Origin of the sequence: Streptomyces sp. NBC_01390, from assembly GCF_045040105.1 — a bacterium.
Taxonomy (GTDB): domain Bacteria; phylum Actinomycetota; class Actinomycetes; order Streptomycetales; family Streptomycetaceae; genus Streptomyces.
Genome location: NZ_CP109551.1, coordinates 9,637,802 through 9,657,973 on the forward strand (window position 1 = coordinate 9,637,802; position 20,172 = coordinate 9,657,973).

At 71.3% G+C, this 20,172-nt stretch carries 17 protein-coding genes; 9 read left to right on the forward strand and 8 right to left on the reverse strand.

Going from position 1 to position 20,172, the window contains the following annotated elements; genetic code table 11:
• Positions 1–185 precede the first annotated feature (185 nt).
• Together OG241_RS43210 and OG241_RS43215 are read right to left on the reverse strand one after the other, a co-directional pair.
• The gene (locus tag OG241_RS43210; protein WP_405826748.1) at positions 186–1,421 is read right to left on the reverse strand and encodes an ROK family transcriptional regulator; all 1,236 of its coding nucleotides are present in this window, start codon (positions 1,419–1,421) and stop codon (positions 186–188) included.
• Between the two features lie 163 nt (positions 1,422–1,584).
• On the reverse strand, positions 1,585–2,829 hold the full coding sequence (locus OG241_RS43215; RefSeq protein WP_405823625.1) for an FAD-binding protein: 1,245 nt from the start codon (positions 2,827–2,829) through the stop codon (positions 1,585–1,587).
• A 160-nt stretch (positions 2,830–2,989) separates the two neighbouring features.
• Here OG241_RS43215 and OG241_RS43220 point away from each other — a divergent pair, with 160 nt between their 5' ends.
• Complete coding sequence (locus tag OG241_RS43220) at positions 2,990–4,312, forward strand: radical SAM protein (RefSeq protein WP_405823627.1); 1,323 nt, start codon at positions 2,990–2,992, stop codon at positions 4,310–4,312.
• A gap of 292 nt (positions 4,313–4,604) precedes the next feature.
• Entirely contained in the window at positions 4,605–6,092 is a 1,488-nt protein-coding gene (locus OG241_RS43225) for a cellulose binding domain-containing protein (protein WP_405823629.1), read from the forward strand.
• 87 nt (positions 6,093–6,179) lie between these two features.
• On the opposite strand, the gene gndA is transcribed toward OG241_RS43225, so the two are convergent.
• The gene (gene gndA / locus OG241_RS43230) at positions 6,180–7,622 is read right to left on the reverse strand and encodes an NADP-dependent phosphogluconate dehydrogenase (protein WP_405823630.1); all 1,443 of its coding nucleotides are present in this window, start codon (positions 7,620–7,622) and stop codon (positions 6,180–6,182) included.
• A 328-nt stretch (positions 7,623–7,950) separates the two neighbouring features.
• On the opposite strand from gndA, the gene rsgA reads away from it, so the two are divergent.
• Both rsgA and OG241_RS43240 read left to right on the forward strand, forming a co-directional pair.
• The gene (rsgA, locus tag OG241_RS43235; RefSeq protein ID WP_405823632.1) at positions 7,951–9,096 is read left to right on the forward strand and encodes a ribosome small subunit-dependent GTPase A; all 1,146 of its coding nucleotides are present in this window, start codon (positions 7,951–7,953) and stop codon (positions 9,094–9,096) included.
• Between the two features lie 214 nt (positions 9,097–9,310).
• Positions 9,311–9,835, forward strand: a complete 525-nt coding sequence (locus OG241_RS43240; protein WP_405823633.1) for a methylated-DNA--[protein]-cysteine S-methyltransferase — start codon at positions 9,311–9,313, stop codon at positions 9,833–9,835.
• A 12-nt stretch (positions 9,836–9,847) separates the two neighbouring features.
• On the opposite strand, the gene OG241_RS43245 is transcribed toward OG241_RS43240, so the two are convergent.
• Positions 9,848–10,219: a PPOX class F420-dependent oxidoreductase gene (locus OG241_RS43245; protein WP_405823635.1), complete on the reverse strand. Its 372-nt coding sequence runs from the start codon at positions 10,217–10,219 to the stop codon at positions 9,848–9,850.
• A 129-nt stretch (positions 10,220–10,348) separates the two neighbouring features.
• On the opposite strand from OG241_RS43245, the gene OG241_RS43250 reads away from it, so the two are divergent.
• A complete protein-coding gene (locus OG241_RS43250) occupies positions 10,349–11,632 on the forward strand; it encodes an SGNH/GDSL hydrolase family protein (protein ID WP_405823637.1) in 1,284 nt (427 codons plus the stop codon).
• Between the two features lie 36 nt (positions 11,633–11,668).
• Here OG241_RS43250 and OG241_RS43255 read toward each other — a convergent pair whose 3' ends face one another.
• A complete protein-coding gene (locus OG241_RS43255; RefSeq protein ID WP_405823639.1) occupies positions 11,669–12,151 on the reverse strand; it encodes a DUF456 domain-containing protein in 483 nt (160 codons plus the stop codon).
• 307 nt (positions 12,152–12,458) lie between these two features.
• Here OG241_RS43255 and OG241_RS43260 point away from each other — a divergent pair, with 307 nt between their 5' ends.
• The gene (locus tag OG241_RS43260) at positions 12,459–14,117 is read left to right on the forward strand and encodes a protein phosphatase 2C domain-containing protein (protein ID WP_405823641.1); all 1,659 of its coding nucleotides are present in this window, start codon (positions 12,459–12,461) and stop codon (positions 14,115–14,117) included.
• Positions 14,118–14,151: 34 nt separating this feature from the next.
• Here OG241_RS43260 and OG241_RS43265 read toward each other — a convergent pair whose 3' ends face one another.
• The gene (locus tag OG241_RS43265) at positions 14,152–15,342 is read right to left on the reverse strand and encodes a helix-turn-helix domain-containing protein (protein WP_405823643.1); all 1,191 of its coding nucleotides are present in this window, start codon (positions 15,340–15,342) and stop codon (positions 14,152–14,154) included.
• A gap of 257 nt (positions 15,343–15,599) precedes the next feature.
• On the opposite strand from OG241_RS43265, the gene OG241_RS43270 reads away from it, so the two are divergent.
• The 3 genes from OG241_RS43270 to OG241_RS43280 all read left to right on the forward strand — a co-directional run bounded on the left by OG241_RS43270 (position 15,600) and on the right by OG241_RS43280 (position 17,694).
• Complete coding sequence (locus tag OG241_RS43270) at positions 15,600–16,235, forward strand: hypothetical protein (protein WP_405823645.1); 636 nt, start codon at positions 15,600–15,602, stop codon at positions 16,233–16,235.
• A 113-nt stretch (positions 16,236–16,348) separates the two neighbouring features.
• Positions 16,349–16,870: a hypothetical protein gene (locus OG241_RS43275; RefSeq protein WP_405823647.1), complete on the forward strand. Its 522-nt coding sequence runs from the start codon at positions 16,349–16,351 to the stop codon at positions 16,868–16,870.
• A 449-nt stretch (positions 16,871–17,319) separates the two neighbouring features.
• Positions 17,320–17,694: an ATP-binding protein gene (locus tag OG241_RS43280; RefSeq protein ID WP_405826750.1), complete on the forward strand. Its 375-nt coding sequence runs from the start codon at positions 17,320–17,322 to the stop codon at positions 17,692–17,694.
• A gap of 64 nt (positions 17,695–17,758) precedes the next feature.
• Here OG241_RS43280 and OG241_RS43285 read toward each other — a convergent pair whose 3' ends face one another.
• Both OG241_RS43285 and OG241_RS43290 read right to left on the reverse strand, forming a co-directional pair.
• Positions 17,759–18,805 carry a DUF2637 domain-containing protein gene (locus tag OG241_RS43285; protein WP_405823649.1) on the reverse strand — a complete coding sequence of 349 codons (1,047 nt, stop codon included), beginning with the start codon at positions 18,803–18,805 and terminating at the stop codon, positions 17,759–17,761.
• Between the two features lie 330 nt (positions 18,806–19,135).
• Positions 19,136–19,978, reverse strand: a complete 843-nt coding sequence (locus OG241_RS43290; RefSeq protein ID WP_405823651.1) for a (2Fe-2S)-binding protein — start codon at positions 19,976–19,978, stop codon at positions 19,136–19,138.
• Positions 19,979–20,172: the final 194 nt, after the last annotated feature.

A 20,172-nucleotide genomic window follows, 5' to 3' on the forward strand; every position in this document is an offset into this window, starting at 1 on the left:
CGCTTCAGCGCCAGATGGCTCAAATGAAGTTGCGGAGCGGGACGTTAACCTTCGGCTAAGCCTTCGGCAAGGGGTTGGACGAAGCCCGTTCGAAACGTTGCGGAGTGTTCGGGATATCGGACGCGACGGATCGGCGGACCGCCTCAACTGCGGTTCGCACGGGGGTGGTTGAGGTTGGCCCAGACCTATTTCAGCGGCATCGGGCCACCGCGCCGGGCGGTCGACGACCGCTGGATGACCGCGGACAGGGCGCCTTCGAGCGCGAAGGTCGCCGCGCCCAGGCACACCGGATCCCCGGGGATGGGGGAGAGGACGATCTCGGTGGCCGCCAGGGGCCGTTTCAGCGCGTGCCGGGCCACCGCCTCGCGCACCTCGGTGACCAGCGGCTCGCCGAGCGTGGCAGCGACCCAGCTGCTCAGCACGACGATCTCGGGGTTGAGCAGGTTGACCAGGTCGGAGATGCTCGCGCCCAGATACCGGGCCATGTCCCGGACCACCTTCACGGCCACCGGATCACCGGCGGCGACCCCACGGGCCAGCGCGTCGACGGTCGCCGTCTGGTCGTCGGGACGCAGCAGCGCGCCACCCGGGTCCAACTCCTCCAGGTTCAGCATGATTCCTGGCGCGCCCACGTAGGTCTCGACGCACCCGTGGTTGCCGCAGTGACAGGGCCGCCCGTCCAGGACGAGCGTCGTGTGCCCCCACTCCCCGGCGCTGTTGCTGACCCCCCGGTGCACCGCGCCGCCGATCACCAGACCGGCGCCGACGCCCGTACCGAGGTTCACCACGACAGCGTTGCCGTGCCCCCGTACCGCCCCGAACCACAGCTCGGCCACGGCGCAGGCGCGCAGCGGGTTGTCGAGGTACAGCGGATAGGCGATGTGCTCGGTGAGCAGGTCGAGGAGGGGTACGTCGTGCCAGTCCCAGTTCGGCGCGTACTCGGCGATACCGGTGACCCGGTCCACCTGCCCCGGCACGCTCACCCCGACGCCGAGGACCCGGGCGCCCTCGATGCCGGCCTGCGCGACCACCGAGCCGACGGCCGTGGTGACATGCCCGACCACCTGCTCGGGGCGGCTCTCGCCGGGGCGCATGTGCTCGGCGGCGCGGGCCAGGACGTTCAGCCCCAGGTCGAACAGCTCGACCCGGACGTACGTCTCCGCGATGTCGACGCCGATGAGGGCGCCGCCCGTCTCGTTGACCGCCACGAGCCCCCTCGGGCGCCCACCCGCCGAGTCCTCGAACCCGACCTCGGTCAGCATCCGCAGCTCGATCAGCTCCCCGACGAGCGTCGCCACCGTCGCCAGGCTGAGCCCGGTGGCGGCGGCCAGCTCCTGCCGGGAGGTGGGCGACTGGGCGATGATCTGGCGCAGTACCTCGTAGCGGTTCGCGGTGCGGATGTCACGCGATGTGCGCTTCACCACCGGGCATGCCCCCTCGCCGTGCAGACCTCAGTGCTGACAGCCCGGGGCACGACGGCACCGGCGCGGCGCAAGGCTATGGGCAGCGGGGGAGGTTCGACAAGGGGTTAGGAAAGGGGCTGAAGAAAGTCCCGGCGCACTCGATCACGCACCCGGCGCGAGGTCAGCCGCCGAGCGCCTCCCGTACGAACGCGTTCGTGAACTTCGCCGAGGGGTCGAGAAACGCCCCCAGCGCCCCGAAGTCCGCCAGCCGCGGATACCGTCCGCGCACCGTCTCCGCCGGCACGGTGAACACCTTGCCCCAGTGCGGACGCGGCCCGAACGGGTTCAGCGCGGCCTCGACCCGCCGCACCACCGGCAGCACCGCCTCGGTGTCCGCCACCCAGGTGAAGTGGAACGCCACGCTGTCCCGCCCGTACGCCGGGCTCAGCCACTGGGTGTCGGCGGCGATCGTCCGGACCTCGCACACCTGGAGCACCGGCGCGACGACCTCCCGGATCGCGTCGAGCGACCGCAGCGCGTCCAGGGCGTACGGGCGCGGCAGCAGATACTCCGACTGGAGCTCCTCGCCGCTGCTCGGCGTGAACTCCGCCCGGAAGTGCGGGAGCCGCTCGTGCCAGGGCCCCGGCACACCGAACTGCTCCGTGCAGTTCACGGCCGGCATCCCCGGCACCGGGTGCATCGCCTCGGTGGCGGGAGCGGCCCACGGGAAGTCCGGCGGTGCCTGGTCGGTACGCCGCTTCAGCCACACCTGCCGGAAGCCCGGCGCCCGCCAGTCGGTGAACAGACTCACGCTGTACGCGGCGCCCGCCACCGCCTCGAAGTCCAGCCCGTCCAGCGGAAGTTCGGTGAACACGTACTGCTCGACCTCGAAGTCCGCCTCCAGGTCGAGGGTGAGGGCGGTGACGACGCCCAGCGCGCCGAGCGCGGTGACCGCGCCCTCGAACCGGTCCTCGCCCCGGGTGATCGTCACCGTCGAGCCGTCCGCCGTGACCAGCTCGACCGCGCGCACCGCGCTGGCCAGCGAACCGTTGTCCACGCCCGAGCCGTGCGTACCGGTCGCCACCGACCCCGCCACCGAGATGTGCGGCAGGGACGCCATGTTGTGCAGCGCGAGCCCGCGCCCGTGGACGGCCCGGGCCAGCTCCGCGTACCGGACCCCGCCCCCGACCCGGACCGTACGGGCCGCGGTGTCGACGTCGATCTCCTGGGGCAGCCCGGCCAGGGAGAGCAGGACGCCGTCGGCGCCCGGCTCGGCGATGTCGTTGAAGGAGTGCCCGCTGCCCAGCACCCGCACCCCGGCGCTTTGGGCCACGAGCGCCCGCAGGGCGTCCAGGGAGCGCGGTCGGTGCAGCTCCGTGGGCGTGTAGATGATGTTGCCCGCCCAGTTGGTCAGCGTCTCGGCCATCGGGTCCGTCCCTCCGCTCAGATGCGATGACCTTCTCACGCAGGTGGATGTGACATGCCCGAGGGGCCCCGCGACCACGGACACGCAGGCGGGGGCATACCGTGAGGAGTCGAACGCCGGAGTACCGCCGGAGCTGGACCGGAGCTGGAGGAGACACGGGATGGGCAGCCGCACCGCGCTGGTCGAGGACCTGATGGAGCGTTTTCCGCACGTACCGCGGGAAGCCGTCTTCAAAGAGGACCTGCTCAGGGGTGGTGTGGCCTTCGACCCGTCCGCGCTCAGTGACAACGAGAGCGGTGACGTCAAGCCGAAGTCGTACTTCATCTTCTCCTTCGACCACGGCACCCTTCCCGAGCTGGGCGAGGCCGCGCTGCGCCGCCCGCCGGAGGAGATCATCCTCACCGGCGGCCCCTACGACCTGCGCCGGACCGTCGTGTCGGTGCGGGTGAACCCCGCCTCGCCCTACCGGGTGGCCGCCGACGAGGACGGCGTCCTCGGCCTCTACCTGGACGGGAAGCGGATCTCCGACGTCGGGGTCCCGCCGATGCCCGAGTACTACCGTCACACCCTCTCCAACGGGAAGTCCGTCATGGAGGTGGCCCCGACCATCCAGTGGGGCTATCTGGTCTACCTGACCGTCTTCCGGGTCTGCCAGTACTTCGGCGCCAAGGAGGAGTGCCAGTACTGCGACATCAACCACAACTGGCGCCAGCACAAGGCGGCCGGCCGGCCCTACACGGGCGTCAAGGACGTGGACGAGGTCCTTGAGGCACTGGAGATCATCAACCGGTACGACACCAACAAGACGTCCACCGCCTACACGCTCACCGGCGGTGCGATCACCTCGAAGCTCCAGGGCCGCGACGAGGCCGACTTCTACGGCATGTACGCGAAGGCCATCGAGGAGCACTTCCCGGGCCGCTGGATCGGCAAGGTCGTCGCCCAGGCGCTGCCGAAGGACGACGTCCAGCGCTTCAAGGACTACGGCGTGCAGATCTACCACCCCAACTACGAGGTGTGGGACCGCAAGCTCTTCGAGTTGTACTGCCCCGGCAAAGAGCGCTACGTGGGCCGCGACGAGTGGCACAAGCGCATCCTCGACTCGGCGGAAGTCTTCGGCGCGCGCAACGTCATCCCCAACTTCGTGGCCGGTGTGGAGATGGCCGCTCCGTCCGGGTTCACGACCGTCGACGAGGCCATCGCCTCCACCACCGAGGGCCTGCGCTTCTTCATGTCGCACGGCATCACGCCCCGCTTCACCACCTGGTGCCCCGAGCCCACCACCCCGCTCGGCAAGGCCAACCCCCAGGGCGCGCCGCTGGAGTACCACATCCGCCTGCTGGAGGCCTACCGCGCCACGATGGACGAGTTCGGCCTCGCCTCACCCCCCGGCTACGGCGAACCCGGTCCCGGCCGCGCGGTATTCTCCGTCAGCTCCTTCATGGACAGCCTGCCGGCCCGGGAGCCCGCGTCGAAGACGTGAGCCCAAGGACTGAGAAAGGCTGAGAACAACTGAACGGAACGGCGTCGTGGCCCGTATGGGGGCTTGAGAACCCGCACGTCGTTCCGCTCACCTCACGACCCCCGTACGGCGAGCCGCGTTGACATGTGCCGACATGTGAATACGTCGCTTGTCAGTTGTGCGGGATACGTGAAAAGCTCGGGGCTCGGTTCTGGAAAACGTTCCCCAACTCCCCTGTTCCTGGGGGCAGTTGGCGTTCGATCTTGACCTTGACGTTGGCGTGTGCAAGCCGTTGATGCTGGAGTCCCCCCATATGCCAGATCTGCCGACCCCTCAGGACGCCGCCGAAGCAGCGCTGTTCTCCGAGTGCTGGGACGCGGTCCTCTCGTACGCCGACCTGTGCACGTCCGGCGCGTCCGCCGGCACCGAACTGGCCGCCGAGGCGTTCAGACACGGTATCCACGCGGCCCGGGCCGCCGACTTCGGCGCCCGCAACACCGGGCGCCGCATACCCCGCCTGCCCTGGATACCCCTGCTGCTCGCGGCGGTTCGCAGCACCGCCACGTCCTGGGAGGAGAACGGGCAGGGCAACCACCTCGACCCCGACCTGCGACTGTGGCTCAACTCCGACAAGGCCGCCCGGTACGTTGGCCCCCCACTGCGCCGCCCGCTCGCCCTGCGCGCCCTGCGCGACATGCAGGAACCGGACGCCGCCCTGCTCTGGCTGGCCGAGGTGGAGGCGCTGCCGCTGCCCCAGGTGGCCCGCCGGCTCGGCCTCGACCCGGAGAGCGCCGCCGAGGAACTCGCCCAGGTACGCGTCCTGTTCAGGGACCGCTGCCAGCGCAACCTCCTCGACACCCCGATGAGCCCCGACTGCCGCCGCTTCGCCCGGCTGCTCGACGCGGTCACCCGCTCGCAGGGCGCCGAGGTCCCCGAGGACCTCTCCCGCCACCTCGCGACCTGCGTGGAGTGCGCCGAGGCCGCCGCCTGCCTCCGGCTGTACGGCGGGATCGGCGGACTGCCGGCCGCGCTCGCCGGCGGCGTCATCGGCTGGGGCGGGCTCGCCTACCTGGAACGGCGCCGCCGCGCGGCCGAGGCGGGCCTGCTCGGCGGGCGCGGTGAGGCCGGCTTCAACACCGGTCTCACCATGGGGGAGTCGCGCCCGCGCATCGGCCGTACGGCGATCCTGGTCGCGGCCGTCATCGTCTCCGGGCTCGCGCTCACGGTCTCCATGATGCCGTTCGACGGCTCGGGCGACGACGCCGCACGGCGCGGCATGACCGACGGCAAGCCCGTGATGGACCCGGCGTCCGTCCTGCCGTCCGGCCTCACCGTCCCGGCGGGTGCCACCCCGTCCGCGATTCCCCCGAAGTCCGACCCGGCCGCATCCCCGACCCGGTCCGACAATTCCGACACGGAACCCCAGGGCACGGCCACGGCCGCCGCGCGGAGCGAGGCGCCGAAACCGAGCCCCGACAAGAGCGAAGCGGCGACCTGCGAGGTCGAGTACGACCTCGTCAACGAGTGGCCCGACGGCTTCCAGGCCACCATCAGGGTCACCACCGCGAAGGCCATCGACGGCTGGCGCATCGCCTGGAGCTTCCGCGACGGCCAGCAGGTCGGCCAGATGTGGGACGCGAGCTTCGCCCAGGACGGCGCCCGCGTCACGGCCACGGCCGCCGACTACAACAGGTCCGTCGCGGCCGACGGCACGGTCTCCTTCGGCTTCCTCGCCAGCTGGCAGGGCAGCAACAAGGACCCGTTCGACTTCACCCTGAACGGCAGCCGCTGCACGATCTGAGCCGTTCGTACGCGGCCCCGGGCCGGCCACACCCGGCGGTGCCGCCGCGGGCGTGGCCGGCCCGTTCGCGATGCGGGCCCGGCGAGGTCAGATCACCTCGGTCTCGCTCCGGTCCGCCCGCTCCCAGAGCGTGTGGAAGCGGCCCTCACGGTCGGTACGCCGATAGGTGTGGGCGCCGAAGTAGTCGCGCTGGCCCTGGGTGAGGGCGGCCGGGAGGCGCTCGGTGCGCAGGGTGTCGTAGTACGACAGGGCGGCGGAGAAGGCCGGGACCGGAACCCCGTGCCGGGCGGCCGCGGCGACGACCTCGCGCCAGGGCACCTGGGCGTCGGCGATCTCGCCCGCGAAACCGTCCTCGGTGAGCAGGGTGACCCGGCAGGGATCGGCGGCGTAGGCGGCCCGGACCCGGTCGAGGAAGGCGGCGCGGACGATGCAGCCGCCACGCCAGATCCTCGCTATCGCGCCGAGGTCGATGTCCCAGCCGTACTCCGCCGACGCGTCCAGGATCATCTTCCAGCCCTGGTCGTAGGCGATGAGCTTCGACGCGTACAGGGCGTGCTCGACCAGGCAGGCGAAGCGCTCCGCCTCGTACGCGGTGAGGTCCCGGTCGGTGCCACCCGGCAGCTCGCGATAGGCGGCGCGCAGGGCCCGCTGGCCCGAGGCGGCACGGGCGAAGGTGGCCTGGGCGATGGCGGTGACCGGGGAACCGAGGTCCAGGGCGGTCCGTACGGTCCAGCGGCCGGTGCCCTTCTGGCCGGCGGAGTCGGCCACCACGTCCACGAAGGGTCTGCCCGTGGAGGCGTCGGTGTGGGCGAGCACCTCGGCGGTGATCTCCATCAGGTAGGAGTCGAGGCGCCCCTTGTTCCACTGGCGGAAGATCTCGGCGATCCGCGCCGGCTCATAGCCACCGACCTGGCGCAGCAGGTGGTACGCCTCGCCGATCAGCTGCATGTCGGCGTACTCGATGCCGTTGTGCACCATCTTCACGAAGTGCCCGGCGCCGTCCGTGCCGACATGGGTGACACAGGGCTCGCCGTCCACCTTGGCGCTGATCGTCTCGAATATCGGCCCGAGCGCGTTGTACGCCGCCACGGAGCCGCCGGGCATGATGCTCGGCCCGTTCAGCGCGCCCTCCTCGCCGCCCGAGACACCCACCCCCACGAAGTGGATACCGAGCCCGCGCAGGGCCAGTTCCCGGCGGCGGGTGTCGGCGAAGTGGGCGTTGCCCCCGTCGATGATCATGTCGCCGGGCTCAAGGAGCGCGGCGAACTCGTCGATCACCGCGTCGGTGGCCGCGCCGGCCTGCACCATGATCATGAGCCGCCGGGGGCGCTCCAGCGCCGCCACGAACTGCTCGGCGGTCTCGGCGGGTACGAAGTCGCCCTCGTGCCCGAAGTCCTCGACCAGCGCCTTGGTCCTGGCGGGGGTCCGATTGTGGAGGGCCACGGTGTAACCGTGCCGGGCGAAGTTCCGGGCCAGATTCCGGCCCATCACCGCAAGGCCGGTGACGCCGATCTGCGCGGTCGCCTTCATGGTGTGCTCCTTCGCTCGGTGCGGTCTCCCAACCGCCACACAGATCAGTTACGGCTGGTGGGGCCCCAGTTGTTCAGCCGGATATCGGGTGGCGTCGAGACCGGGTGCGCGCCTAGAGTGAAAGAGCTTTCCGTGACGGCCTTCACCGGCCGTTCACGGCCGTTGCCGATCGAGCGATACGAGGAGGTGTGACCCGATGACTGTCTTTGCGATGGGCGTTGCCCGCATCCAGGAGTTCATCAAGTCCACCTCCGTGGCCACCGGCTGACCTTCCACTTCCTTCGCGCCCAAGTGCGCGTGCCGGGGCCACCCTTGTGAAGGGTCTCCCTTGACTTCGCTTTCGGCTTCATCAGCTTCATCCGCATCATCTTCTTCACCTCGTTCCACCTCGTCGGCGTCGTTCCCCGCGCTCGCCGCCTACGGCTGGGACGACGCCTGGGCCGCCGAGTTCGCCCCCTACGCCGCCGAAGGGCTGCTCGTGGGGCGGGTGATCCGCGTCGACCGCGGCCAGTGCGACGTCGCCACCGCGGACGGTGTGCTGCGCGCCGACACCGCGTTCGTCACCCCGCACGACCCGCTGAAGGTCGTGTGCACGGGCGACTGGGCGGTCGTCGAACCCGTCGGCGATCCCCGATACGTCCGTACGTATCTGCCACGCCGGAGCGCGTTCGTACGGTCCACCTCGTCCAAGCGTTCCGAGGGCCAGATCCTCGCGGCCAACGTCGACCACGCCATCGTCGCCGTGTCACTGGCCGTGGAACTGGACCTCGGCCGCGTCGAACGGTTCCTGGCGCTGGCCTGGGAATCGGGTGCGCAGCCCGTCGTGGTGCTCACCAAGGCGGACCTCGTACCGGACGCCACGACCCTCTCGTATCTCGTCGAGGACGTGGAGGCCACCGCGCCCGGGGTGCCGGTGCTCACCGTCAGCTCCAACAACGGCGACGGCATCGACGTCCTCGCGGCCGTCGTCTCCGGCGGTACGGCCGTGCTGCTCGGGCAGTCCGGCGCGGGCAAGTCGACGCTCGCGAACGCGCTGCTCGGCGTCGACGTCATGGAGGTCCAGGCCACCCGTGACGCCGACGGCAAAGGCCGGCACACCACGACCACCCGCAACCTGCTCGCCCTGCCCGGCGGGGGAGTCCTGATCGACACACCGGGGCTTCGTGGCGTCGGCCTGTGGGACGCCGGCACCGGCGTCGGGCAGGTCTTCGCCGAGATCGAGGAACTGGCCGCCGGGTGCCGCTTCCTGGACTGCGCCCACACGGCGGAGCCCGGGTGCGCGGTGCTGGAGGCGCTCGACTCGGGCGCGCTGGCCCAGCGGCGCCTCGACAGCTACCGCAAGCTGCTGCGGGAGAACCAGTACATCGTCGCCAAGACCGACGCGCGGCTGCGGGCGGAGATCCGCAAGGACTGGAAGAAGAAGGGGGCGGAGGGCAGGGCGGCGATGGAGGCGAAGCGGGGGCGTCAGCGATAGGGATACGGCGGGTCGGTGGCGTGGTGGGGGTCCGGGGCGCGCTGCCCCGGGCCCCCGGCCACGCCGCCGCAGCTGCCCCGGGTCCCCGGTGCCTGCCGCTGCCGGTGGAGAACGTCGCGTCGGAAAGCCGCCAGCGGCACCTTCCGGCGTACCCCAGACTGGACAGCGTGACCGACCAGAACACCAGGTACGCCGCCGACCGGGAGCCCGCACCATGACGACAGCCACGGCCGCTCCCACGACCACCTACTGGACCTTCCTCGACGGTCCCCTCGGTCAACTCCTCCTGACCGCCGACGAGTCGGGCGTGCTGACCTCGCTCTCCGTGCCCGGGCAGAAGGGCGGACAGGTCGTCCGGAGTGCCGAGGAGGGCTGGCGGCACGATCCCGGGCCCTTCCGGACGGCGCAGGCACAGCTCGCCGCCTACTTCGCCGGTGAACTCACCGAGTTCCGGCTGGAGTCGCGGAGCACCGGGACCGACTTCCGGCAGCGGGTCTGGGACGCCGTCGACGCGGTGCCGTACGGCAGCACCACGACGTACGGCGAGATCGCCGCGCGGATCGGGGCCCCCAGGGCCGCCGTACGGGCCGTCGGTGGTGCGATCGGCGCCAACCCGCTGCTCGTCGTCCGGCCCTGCCACCGGGTGATCGGCGCGGACGGCTCCCTCACGGGGTACGCGGGCGGCCTCGACCGCAAGCGACATCTGCTCGGCCTGGAGGGCGTCCCGCTCACCCCGTGACGGTGACGCACGTCAGTCCTCCTCGAGGCCCCAGCTGTGGATCCGCCTCGGGTGGACCCGGATCACCTCGTCGCTGAAGTGCGGGCCCAACTCGTGCGGCCCCGTGAGGAGTTCCGCCTCACCCCGGATGTCGACGCCGCGCACCTTCCAGGGGTGCACGCTCACCACGTCGTCGACGACCAGGGCGACCTTCGGGTTCCTCTCCAGGTTGCGCCACTTCTTGGTGGAGCCCATCGAGTAGCCGCCGATCAGGATCGTCCCGTCGTCCTGCGGGAAGAAGGCGACGGGGTTCGCCTGCGGCTGGCCCTGGGGGTCGACGGTGGCCAGCCGTCCCAGGCGCTGGGTCCGCAGGTAGGCACGCTCGGCCGCGCTGAATTCGGTCATACCGGAAGCCAAACACGGCGGTCCCGGCAGGCGCAGCGGAAACGCGGGTGTATGTGCGAACGTACGTGCGTGCCGCCATGGGTGTGACATCGCGGTGGCACGAGAGACCGGCCGGGGAACCATGCGCACATGACCCGCGCGATCATGGTTCGGCACATCCTCGCGGCCCTCGTGACCGCCCTGGCGCTCGCCCCGCCCGCAGCGAGAGCCGACCCGGGAAGCACCCCCGCCCCGCCCCCGGTTCCCCCTTCCTCCCTCTCCCCTTCGCCCGTACTGGAAACGCCTGTTCCGCGGGTCTGGACCGGAACCTGGGAGGCCGCCGCCTCCGGCACCGTCGCGGCCAGGCCCGACGCCACCTACCGCAACGTCCTGCATCTCAGCGTCGGCGGCAGCGCGCTGCGCGTCCGTCTCACCAACCGGCTCGGCACCCAGCCCCTCCGCCTCGGCGCCGTCACCGTCGCCCTCCAGGAACCCGGCGAACCGAAGAGCCCGGACGCCGTACCCGGCTCGATGCGTACGGCCACCTTCGCGGGTGCCCCCACCGTGACGATCCCGGCGGGCGAGGACCGGGTCACCGACACCGTGACACTCGCGGTGCCGGCCCGTGCCAATCTGCTCGTCACCGTCCACACCCCGGGCAACTCCGGCCCGGCGACCTACCACCGTACGGCCAAGCAGACCAACTTCCTTGCGACCAAGGGGAATTGGGCCGCCATGACGGACGGCGACGCCTACACCAAGACCCTCAGCTCCTGGTACTACGTCACCGGTGTGGACGTCCTCGACGCACCCGCCGCCGGGAGTGTGGTCGCGCTCGGCGACTCCCTCACCGACGGTGGCGGCTCGACCACCGACGCCAACCGACGCTGGCCCGACCGCCTGGCCGACCGGCTCGCCGCACTGCCCGAGGCCCGCCGCCTCGGCGTCCTCAACGCGGGAATCTCCGGCAACCGCGTCCTCCTGGACGGCGTGGGCCCGCGCGCCCTGACCCGGTTCGGCGCCGACGTGCTCTCGCGGACCGGGGTGCGCGCACTGATCGTCTTCGAGGGCGTCAACGACATCAACGGCACCCCCGAACAGACCGTCCCGCGCGCCTTCAAGGAGGCGTACAAGTCGCTGGTGACCCGCGCCCACGCCCAGGGCGTCCGCGTCATCGGCGCCACCATCACCCCGTTCGGCGGCTATGCCCAGTGGAGCGAGGCCCGCGAATCCGTACGCCGGGACGTGAACACCTTCATCCGCACCGGCGGCATCTTCGACGAGGTCGTCGACTTCGACGCCGTCGTCCGCGATCCGGCGTCCCCGCACCGGATGCGCGCCGCCTACGACTCCGGCGACCACCTCCACTTCAACGACGCCGGTATGCGGGCCATGGCCGACACGATCGACCTGGCCGACCTCAGGAGCCTGTGAGGCGTCGGCGGCCGGCCACGACAGAGATCCGACGAATCAGCCCCAAAGGGTGGCGCCGATCCACGCCCCAGTGATCAGCAGGCAGGTGAAGAGTTCGATGAAGACGCTGGTGCCGCCCGCCCGCATCACCCTCCGTACCGCCGCCACCGCCTCGGCGCGCCGGCCGAGCCGCAGCCGCTCGTGGAGATAGGCGCCGCCCACGTAGCCGGGGAACGCGCCCAGTACGGGCAGCAGGAAGAAGCCGAGAAGGGCGCCGACCCCGGCGTACACCGCCATTCGGCGGGTGGCGCCGCCCGCACGCAGCCGACGCGGAGGCAGTTGCCAGCGGATCACCTGGGACAGGAACAGGATGACGGTCGCGCTCACCAGCACCCACCAGGAGACGGGCTGCGGATCCTTCATCGCCCACCACAGGACCGCGGCCCACACGAGCCACGATCCCGGCACCCCGGGCACCAGAACTCCGCACAGACCGAACAGCATGACCAGGCCGATCAGCAGGAGATCCCACGCTCCCATCTGACCAGGGTGCCGGAGAACGGGGGAAGCCGCAGGTCAGGGGAGAGCTGGCTGATCACAGCGGATTCCAAGGTGGACCGGTCACACTCGGGTCGTAGTGGACCGGCACAGGTCACCCCGGCGTCGCCGGGCGGCTCTCCCGTGGGGGGTGGGGCCGCCCGGCGACTTGTTTCGGGCGACTTGTTTCGTACGTACGTTCGCCATGTCATCCGACACGCCGTCGAACACGCCGTTCACGACGGAACACCCCGCCGGATTTTCCGGATGCCCCGTTTTCAAGCGGCCCATCCGGTGGACAATTGGGGGCATGAGCCAGCAGGGGGAGAGGTCCACCGGTCACGAGGACGACTGGTGGGGGCAGTTGTACGACGACTCCACCGAGGACACCGGGCCCACGGCCGCGGGCGACTCCCTGGACGACCGGTTCGCCTCGGCGTCGGGCACGGTCGACGCGGTTCCGGAGCGGGACGGAGGAGGCGCGGTGTTCGGGCGCGAGACCGTGTCGGGGGATACCTCTCGTGCTTCCAAGGCCTCCGGGGCCTACGAGGAGTGGGACGACCTGGGGGCCGGGGCTCCGCCACCGACACCGCCGGCGCGGCCCGTATCCCCTCCGGTCTCGCTGCCGCCGCCGCGCGCCGAGGTCCCCCACGGGGCCCGGGACACGCCTCGGAGCAGCGGTTCCGGGCGGCCCCGCGCCCCCTGGGAACCCCCGCCCGCCATGCCACCGGGTCCCGCGAGCTTCCCGCCGGGCCCCAAGCCCGCGGGTTTCCGCGACAAGGGGCAGCCGCCGGCTTTCGGCGCCGCGTTCGTGGACGGGGGCGCCGGGACGACCGGCGAGAGCGCCCGGGCGTCGGACGCCGAGACGAAGGACGCCGCCCGGACCACCCCGGCGACCGTTCCCCCGCGCGACGCGATTCCCGGCGATTTCGTCCAGGACGGCGTCCCGGTCGACTCCGCTCCCCGGGACAGCTCCGCCCTCACCGTCTACGGGCCTCCACGCGGCGTCGACCACGTCGGCACCGGTCCCCCCACCTACGCGCCCGAACCCACCGCCCTCCCGCCCGCCGACCCCGACGACCTGGGAGACCTGGTCGCCGACACCGTGCTCGACGGGGCGCAGTACGGAGCCTGCACGCTCCGGGCGGTCTCCCTGCGCGGAGACTCGGCACGCTTCAGGGGCGAGCCCCGCCGCGACTCGCTCCTCACCGCCCGCTTCGGAGCGGGCGACCACGCGCTCGTCCTCATCGCCATGGCGACCGGCGCCCGTGCCACGCCCGGCGCGCACCGGGCCGCCGCCGAGGCCTGCCAGTGGATCGGGCGCGCGGTGGGGCGCAGCCATGTACGGCTCGCCGAGGATCTCCGTGCCGCCCGGCGCGGTGATCTCAAGTCGGGGCTGCACCGGCTCACCGACCGCAGCCTCGGCAAGCTCCGTGCGAGCGCTTCCGAGCAGGGCATCGCACCCGAGGAGTACACCGCGGGCCTGCGCTGCCTGCTGCTCCCCGCCGATCCCGACTGCCGTACGCGCGTCTTCTTCGGCGTCGGTGCGGGCGGACTGTTCCGGCTCCGGGACGGCGAGTGGCAGGACATCGAACCGCGGGTCACCGAGATCCCGGCCGGTGAGCCCGTCGTCGGCTTCGGTTCGCCGCCGCACGAGACCCCGGACGGGGACCGGCTGACCATGGACCTCGGGATCACCACACCTCCCAGCCCCTACGAGCCCGCCCCCGAACCGCCCCGCGAACCCTTCCGTTTCCGTGCCTCCGTGGGCCGCCCCGGGGACACGCTGCTGCTGTGCACCGGCGGCCTCGCCGATCCGCTGCGGGGCGAGCCCGAGCTGTGCGAGTACCTCACGGGACGCTGGTCAGGCGGCACCCCGCCCGGCCTCGCCGGGTTCCTCGCGGACACCCAGGTACGGGTCAAGGGGTACGCGGACGACCGTACGGCCGCCGCCGTCTGGGAGACGTGACCGGGCGCGAGGGGGACATCGGGGAAGGGGCCGCTCAGTCGGTGCGGGGGATCCACTCGCGCATCGAGTACCAGAAGCGGGGCAGCCCCTTGATGCCGCTGGTCCGGAACGGGCGTCCGGCGTCGTCGATGCGGACGGTGCCGGTGCGGCCCTGGGAGGACCAGTCGAGCTCCAGGTACCAGCGGCAGTCGCAGGCCACCGTCCGGGCGTTGACCAGCAGCACCTCCGGGTCCTGGGCGGAGACGCGGTAGGGGAAGCGGACCGCCGGGATCGGCGTCCCCACGTCACTCCCGGCCACCGAGCGGGCGACGGGCCGGTCCTTGTCGAGGTCGACGGAGAAGGACCGGGGAGTGATGGAGCCGCCGCAGCCCTGGTCCATGGAGTAGGCGGTGCCCTCGGCGGGATCGTCGCGTCCGACCACCCGGACCCGGAGCGCCTCCAGGACCACGGCCGTCGAGGTCCGTCCCTGCACCGAGATCTCGACGTTGGTGTCGCCGCCGTGCACCGCGTGCTGGCTCGCCGCCCAGGGCGCGGCGTCCTGCGCGGCCGGCGGCGGAGGTACCTGCTCCGGTGACTTGGCGATGATGTAGTCGTGGCCGCAACCGAGCATCCAGGCCTGGGAGTTCGCGGTCCAGGTGACCGGCGCGGGAGTGGCCTCGACGGGGGAGTGGGACGGGGTCGGGGACGCCTTGGACGGGGAACGGTCGGCGGACGACAGGGCCGACAGAGCGCCCAGCGTGCCCAGGGTGGCGACGAGAGTGCCGGCCACGGCGGTGGTGACCGCGATCCGACGTCGCCGGTACCAGGGACGGTGGGCAGGGGGACGCCCGACGGAGGAGGACACGTCCGGGACGGCCGGCCCCTCGGAGGCGCCCCTCGCTGCGGGGGACGTGCCCGGCTCCGCGAACCTGCCCGGCTTCTCAGCCGTACGAGGTTCCACCGGAGCAGTCGGTTCCGCGGGTGTACGTGTCCGTTGCCGCGCCGCCACCGCCAGGATCCACCGGCGGTGCAGTTCCACGCGTTCCTCCGGCGACGCTCCGCACAGCGCGGCGAACCGTTCCACCGGGGCGAAGTCCAGGGGGACCGTGTCGCCGGAGCAGTAGCGGTGCAGGGTGGAGGGGTTCATGGCCAGCCGCCGGGCCAGTGAGCCGTAACTGCGGTCCGTACGCCCCTTCAGCCGCGTCAGCAGCGCCGCGAACTCCGTCACGTCGTCGTCCGTCGACACACCCGACCCCGTCCTCTTCTGATCCTCGCGTCCCGGGAAGCCGTCCCAGGCACTCCATATACCTGCACGTCAGAGGGGATGGGATGGTTCCACCGTCGCGCATCGCGTGTCGCCGGTTGCGGTTGCCCCGAGTGGCAGCCGATGCTGTGGACGTCGCACCGACCGCCGCCGGACCGACCATCCGGCGCGGCGACATCCGACATCACCCAGCCATGCGAACCCATGCACAGTCGTGCATCCACTCACGGGGGACACCCATGCCCACTCGCGATGTCCACGCCACCACAGCGTCCGCACTCACCGCACTCACCGCCCTCCTCGCGGCCGGACTCGCCCTCGCGGCCCCGGCCGGTGCCACGGCAAAGGTGAGCGCACCCACCCCGCCCAAGTTCCTCTCGGCCGCCGAACTGCCGCCGCACCCCAGCGCCACCTGGACGGCGGACCGGGTCAAGGACGGAGTGCCGGAGGAGCTGAAGTTCTGCCTCGGCGCGGCGCTGCCGGGCTACGACTCCCGCTACCGCGCGTTCCGCACCGACCTGGACGCCAGCGCCCGACAGCTCACGATCGTCGCCGGCAGCGACGCCAAGGCCAAGGCTCTGGCGACGCGGCTCAACAAGGAGATCCGCTCCTGCCCGACGCGGATCGAGGGGTCCGACCCCGAGATCGAGGCCGAGCTGAAGGACTACGGCACGCTCCCGGTCGAGGAGGGCGCGCACGTCTACGGCCTGCACACCGAGACCTCCTACGGCGCCACCGACATCAGTCTCCTGTCGGTCGGCCGGGACGGCCACACCGTCACCGTCGTGGACTGGGGCCAGCTCGGCGGCTTCGCCGGCGCCCCGGTGGCGGCCTTCAAGAAGACGACGACCACGGCCGTCAACAAGCTCTACTGACCGGTCGTATCAAGCCAGTTCCACTGATCGACCGGTTCCACCGGCCCACCGGTTCCACCGGTTCCACCGGATCCACCGATCACCGACCGATCGTCCACGGGGAGAACACCGACATGAACCGCCGCACCATCGCTCGCAAGCCCGCCCGCCGTGCCGTAGCCCTCGCCCTGGGTGTCGCGGCCGTCACCGCCCTCCCGCTGGGGCTGACCGCCTCGGCGGAGGCGACCCCGGCCAAGGCAGCCGCCTCGGCGCCCCGGACGGTCGCCGGCAGCCCGTCCGACTCCGTGACGCGGATCGCCGACTTCTACGGCGCCTACATCGACGCCCAGAGCGGCCCCGGCGAAGGCGGAAAGCTCGCGGCGGAACTGCGCAAGTACTACATCCACCCGGACTATCTGAAGAAGCTGGTCGGCTGGGAGGAGAAGAACCACGCGGACGGCGTCCTGGGCGCCCAGAACGTCCCCCTCCGCTGGACGGTGACCGACAACGGCACCTCCGATCACACGGAGGTCGGCATCACGCTGACCTGGGGCTCGGGGAGCACCACCAGCACCACCAAGCTGGTCGTCGACATGAACCGCGACCACCGGATCATCCACATCGGCACGAAGGGCATCGGCGGTAGTCGGCGGTAGGTGACCTACGGCCGGATCGGCAGGACGCACTGGACGGTCCGGCCGATCCACCGCCCGCACGCGCCCGTCCCCGCCTGGACGGGCGCGTGAACTGCCGCAGCGTCCGCTCCAAATGCCCCTCCAGCAGCGTGCGGGGGGCGCCCTCGACGTCAGGATCCGGCCAGGAACAGTCCAACCAGGCCCGTACATCCGGTCGTTGAGGATTCGACATGACTGCCGTGTTCAGGTCGGGGGCATGGATCCCGTGAACGCGTTCGATCAGGAGGGGACAGTACACCGGCGTCCGGGCGGGGGTCATGAAGAGGCAGGCGCGAGGGGGCGGTCCCGTAACCATCGGGGCCTTCTCGGCGAAAACGGCGGAGGAAACGACCGAGAACGGCAACAACGACAACGACAGCGACAACGCCATCGGGGACGACGGTGGCACGCACCGGGGGGAGGCGTCGTACATGAGGCGCAGGCTGGGCTGTTCGGATCTGCGCGAGGTACCGGAGGCCCGTAGGGCACTGCGCGAGCTGTTACGGCACTGGGGGCGGCCCGGCTGCTCGGAGATAGCGGAACTGCTCACCAGCGAGCTGGTCACCAACGCGCTGGTCCACACCGACCGCGACGCGGTGCTGACGGCGACGGTCTCGCCGGACGGACTGCGCGTGGAGGTACGGGACTTCGTGGGACGCAGGCCGAGGCTGCGCGCACCGGTCCCCGACGACGGTACGCATGGCAGAGGGCTCGTTCTGGTGGAGTCCCTCGCCGACGCGTGGGGAGTCCGGGCGCACGGCGTGGGCAAGGCGGTGTGGTTCGAACTGAACGGGGGCGCGGCCTGAACAGGCCACGCCCCCATGTCGGTTCGCGCTCAACCAGCGCTCAACTCGTGCTCAGCGGTACGGCTCAGCCGTACTGCTGCTCAAGGTCCCGGAGCTTGCGCTCCAGGGAGTCCAGGCGGGGCAGGGCCATCGTGTCGTCCTCCGCCGTCAGGTCGACAGTGATCGAGTCACTGGTGCCCCGGACGGGCTGAAGGGAGTGACGGGCGCGCAGAGGCAGCTGCTCCGCGGTGGATATGGCAGGTTCCGAGGTGACCTGGGCGGGCGCCCGCTCCACCTCGACCTGCTGTCGGCCACCGCCGCCACCGCCGCCACCGAACGGGCCGCGGTGGCCCCGGCTGATCGCCTTGAGGTGCGCGCGCTCGGCCCGCTCCTGCTCACGACGGCGCATCTTGGCCTGGTCCTTCTGGCGCCGGTCCTCGCGCACCTCGTCGACCGCCTCGTCCAGGCTGCGCACACCCTCGAGGAGCATCAGCGACCAGGCCTTGTACGTCTCACGGGGCGCCCGCGCCCAGCGGACCATACGGATCTGCGGCAGCGGACGCGGCACGAGGCCCTGCTCGCGGAGGGCGGCCCGGCGGGTCTGCTTCAGCGCGCGGTCGAAGAGGACCGCGGCGGACAGGGACATACCGGCGAAGAACTGAGGGGCACCGGCGTTGTCGAGGCCCCGGGGCGCGTGCACCCAGTTGAACCAGGCGGCAGCGGCGGCGAACAGCCACACCAGTATCCGGGAACCGAGGGCGGCGTCACCGTGGCTGGCCTCGCGCACCGCGAGCACGGAGCAGAACATCGCCGCTCCGTCCAGACCGAACGGGACGAGGTACTGCCAGCCGTCGGTGAGGTTCAGGTTCTGCTCGCCGAAGCCGACGAGTCCGTGGAAGGAAAGAGCTGCGGCGACGGCTGCACAGCAGAAGAGGAGGACGTAGGACGCCGAGGCGAAAATGGCTTCCTTGCGCCTGCGGCGCTCTTCGGTGCGCTCCCACGAGTCGTCCTCGCCGGCTTTCCCCCCGGAGGAGCGCTTGCCGCGCGCGAGCACCGCCACCGCCGCCAGCACGCCCAGGAGCAGTACGGCGCCCGGAAGCAGCCAGTTAAGCGATATGTCGGTCAGTCTCATCTGGGGTCCCTTGCATTGGGATAGGGCGTAACGCCCGCCATAGTGGCCCAATCCCCTCAGCCCTCAGGCTGTTTCGGGGCAAGAGGCCGCCTAAGGAGGTGCAAGGGGATGCTCAGGGCGACATTCTGCTCGAACTGCCGCTTGAGGGGCGGGAGTTGAGTTCGAATAAGACTACCCGTACGGGTGGTTCCACGGAAAGTTCCTGCGGAAAGTGAGGAACTTGTGAAGTGCCCGTAACCATGGGAAGCCTCAGTCGAACGCGATCTTACGGCGGGATCCTACGGCACGCCCCGCGGGCCCCGGGGGGAGGGGTCCGTCGCTGAGGGTGCCTCAACTCGCGGCGGCGGCCGACAGCTTGGCGTCGCGATCGTTCTCGCAGGTGCGGGGGCAGTTGTCGCACATCTCGTCGGGACGGATCGTGTAGAAGAAGCAGCAACTGGCCCGGTCGCGGGTGGGCAGCGTGGCGCCGTCCGGCCCGGTCACCTCCCGGAAGCCGGCCGATCCGACGAACGGTCGGGTCGAGCCCGGCAGCAGCAGCTCCAGTTCGCGCCGCGCGCGGTCCGCCTCCCCGACGACCTGTCCTATGTACTGCAGGCCCTCCACGGCGTCGTCGGTCACCACGCTCCACAGGGCCCGGCCGCGCCGCCGCATCCGCGGCCCGAAACCGCCGAGCAGGGGCTCCAGGTGCTCGGTGAGCGCCGCCCGCACCTCCCCGCGCAGCGCCTCCTCGTCGCCGGCCACCCGGGCGCCGGGCAGGACCGCCGCCGGGTCGCCGGGCAGACAGGCGAAGGCGCCGGTGCGGACGCTGAAGCGCCCGTCGGTGCGGTGGTAGGAGACGTCCTCGACAGGCAGTCGTGGCACCCGGCGGTGCAGGAACCACGGCACGGTGATCAGCAGGCACGCGGTCCACGCGTACCGGTGCAGCCCGAAACCGGCCACGACGTCGGGGCGGCCCCGCTCTCCGTAGTCCCGCAGCACCTGCTCGTCGTCCCAGTCGAGAAAGGAGTCGAGGTCGCCGTCCCCGGCCGCGAGCCCGGCGACCCGCACCCATCCGGGGCCGCGCGGGTGCGCCTGTCCGGGGGCCAGTTCGGTGACGGCCGCGTCTGGGTAGGCCTCGGCGAGCCGGTCGTACGCGTCCGCGAGGGCGGACCGGGTCTGTACGGGAGCGGACATGCCGGGACCACCGCATCTCGATAGATCGCTCGAAGATCAAAGGTAAGCCTTACCTTACCCATCATGCCTGTGATGTGATCCGGATTTAACACCGGATCCGGCCTGGATCCCGGCCGGATCCGAACCCGGACCCGAATCGGGATTTGAACTGACGGAATGTGCGCCTATGGTGCTTGACGGGCGAGTAACAACCC

What these genes read in the sequence shown, in the direction of transcription:
- OG241_RS43285 (WP_405823649.1), bottom strand. Translation starts at nt 18,805, where the DNA reads ATGAGACTGACCGACATATCGCTTAACTGGCTGCTTCCGGGCGCCGTA.
- OG241_RS43275 (WP_405823647.1), top strand. Translation starts at nt 16,349, where the DNA reads ATGAACCGCCGCACCATCGCTCGCAAGCCCGCCCGCCGTGCCGTAGCC.
- OG241_RS43245 (WP_405823635.1), bottom strand. Translation starts at nt 10,219, where the DNA reads ATGACCGAATTCAGCGCGGCCGAGCGTGCCTACCTGCGGACCCAGCGC.
- OG241_RS43240 (WP_405823633.1), top strand. Translation starts at nt 9,311, where the DNA reads ATGACGACAGCCACGGCCGCTCCCACGACCACCTACTGGACCTTCCTC.
- OG241_RS43280 (WP_405826750.1), top strand. Translation starts at nt 17,320, where the DNA reads ATGAGGCGCAGGCTGGGCTGTTCGGATCTGCGCGAGGTACCGGAGGCC.
- OG241_RS43260 (WP_405823641.1), top strand. Translation starts at nt 12,459, where the DNA reads ATGAGCCAGCAGGGGGAGAGGTCCACCGGTCACGAGGACGACTGGTGG.
- gndA (WP_405823630.1), bottom strand. Translation starts at nt 7,622, where the DNA reads ATGAAGGCGACCGCGCAGATCGGCGTCACCGGCCTTGCGGTGATGGGC.
- OG241_RS43255 (WP_405823639.1), bottom strand. Translation starts at nt 12,151, where the DNA reads ATGGGAGCGTGGGATCTCCTGCTGATCGGCCTGGTCATGCTGTTCGGT.
- OG241_RS43290 (WP_405823651.1), bottom strand. Translation starts at nt 19,978, where the DNA reads ATGTCCGCTCCCGTACAGACCCGGTCCGCCCTCGCGGACGCGTACGAC.
- OG241_RS43250 (WP_405823637.1), top strand. Translation starts at nt 10,349, where the DNA reads ATGACCCGCGCGATCATGGTTCGGCACATCCTCGCGGCCCTCGTGACC.
- OG241_RS43270 (WP_405823645.1), top strand. Translation starts at nt 15,600, where the DNA reads ATGCCCACTCGCGATGTCCACGCCACCACAGCGTCCGCACTCACCGCA.
- OG241_RS43220 (WP_405823627.1), top strand. Translation starts at nt 2,990, where the DNA reads ATGGGCAGCCGCACCGCGCTGGTCGAGGACCTGATGGAGCGTTTTCCG.
- OG241_RS43225 (WP_405823629.1), top strand. Translation starts at nt 4,605, where the DNA reads ATGCCAGATCTGCCGACCCCTCAGGACGCCGCCGAAGCAGCGCTGTTC.
- OG241_RS43215 (WP_405823625.1), bottom strand. Translation starts at nt 2,829, where the DNA reads ATGGCCGAGACGCTGACCAACTGGGCGGGCAACATCATCTACACGCCC.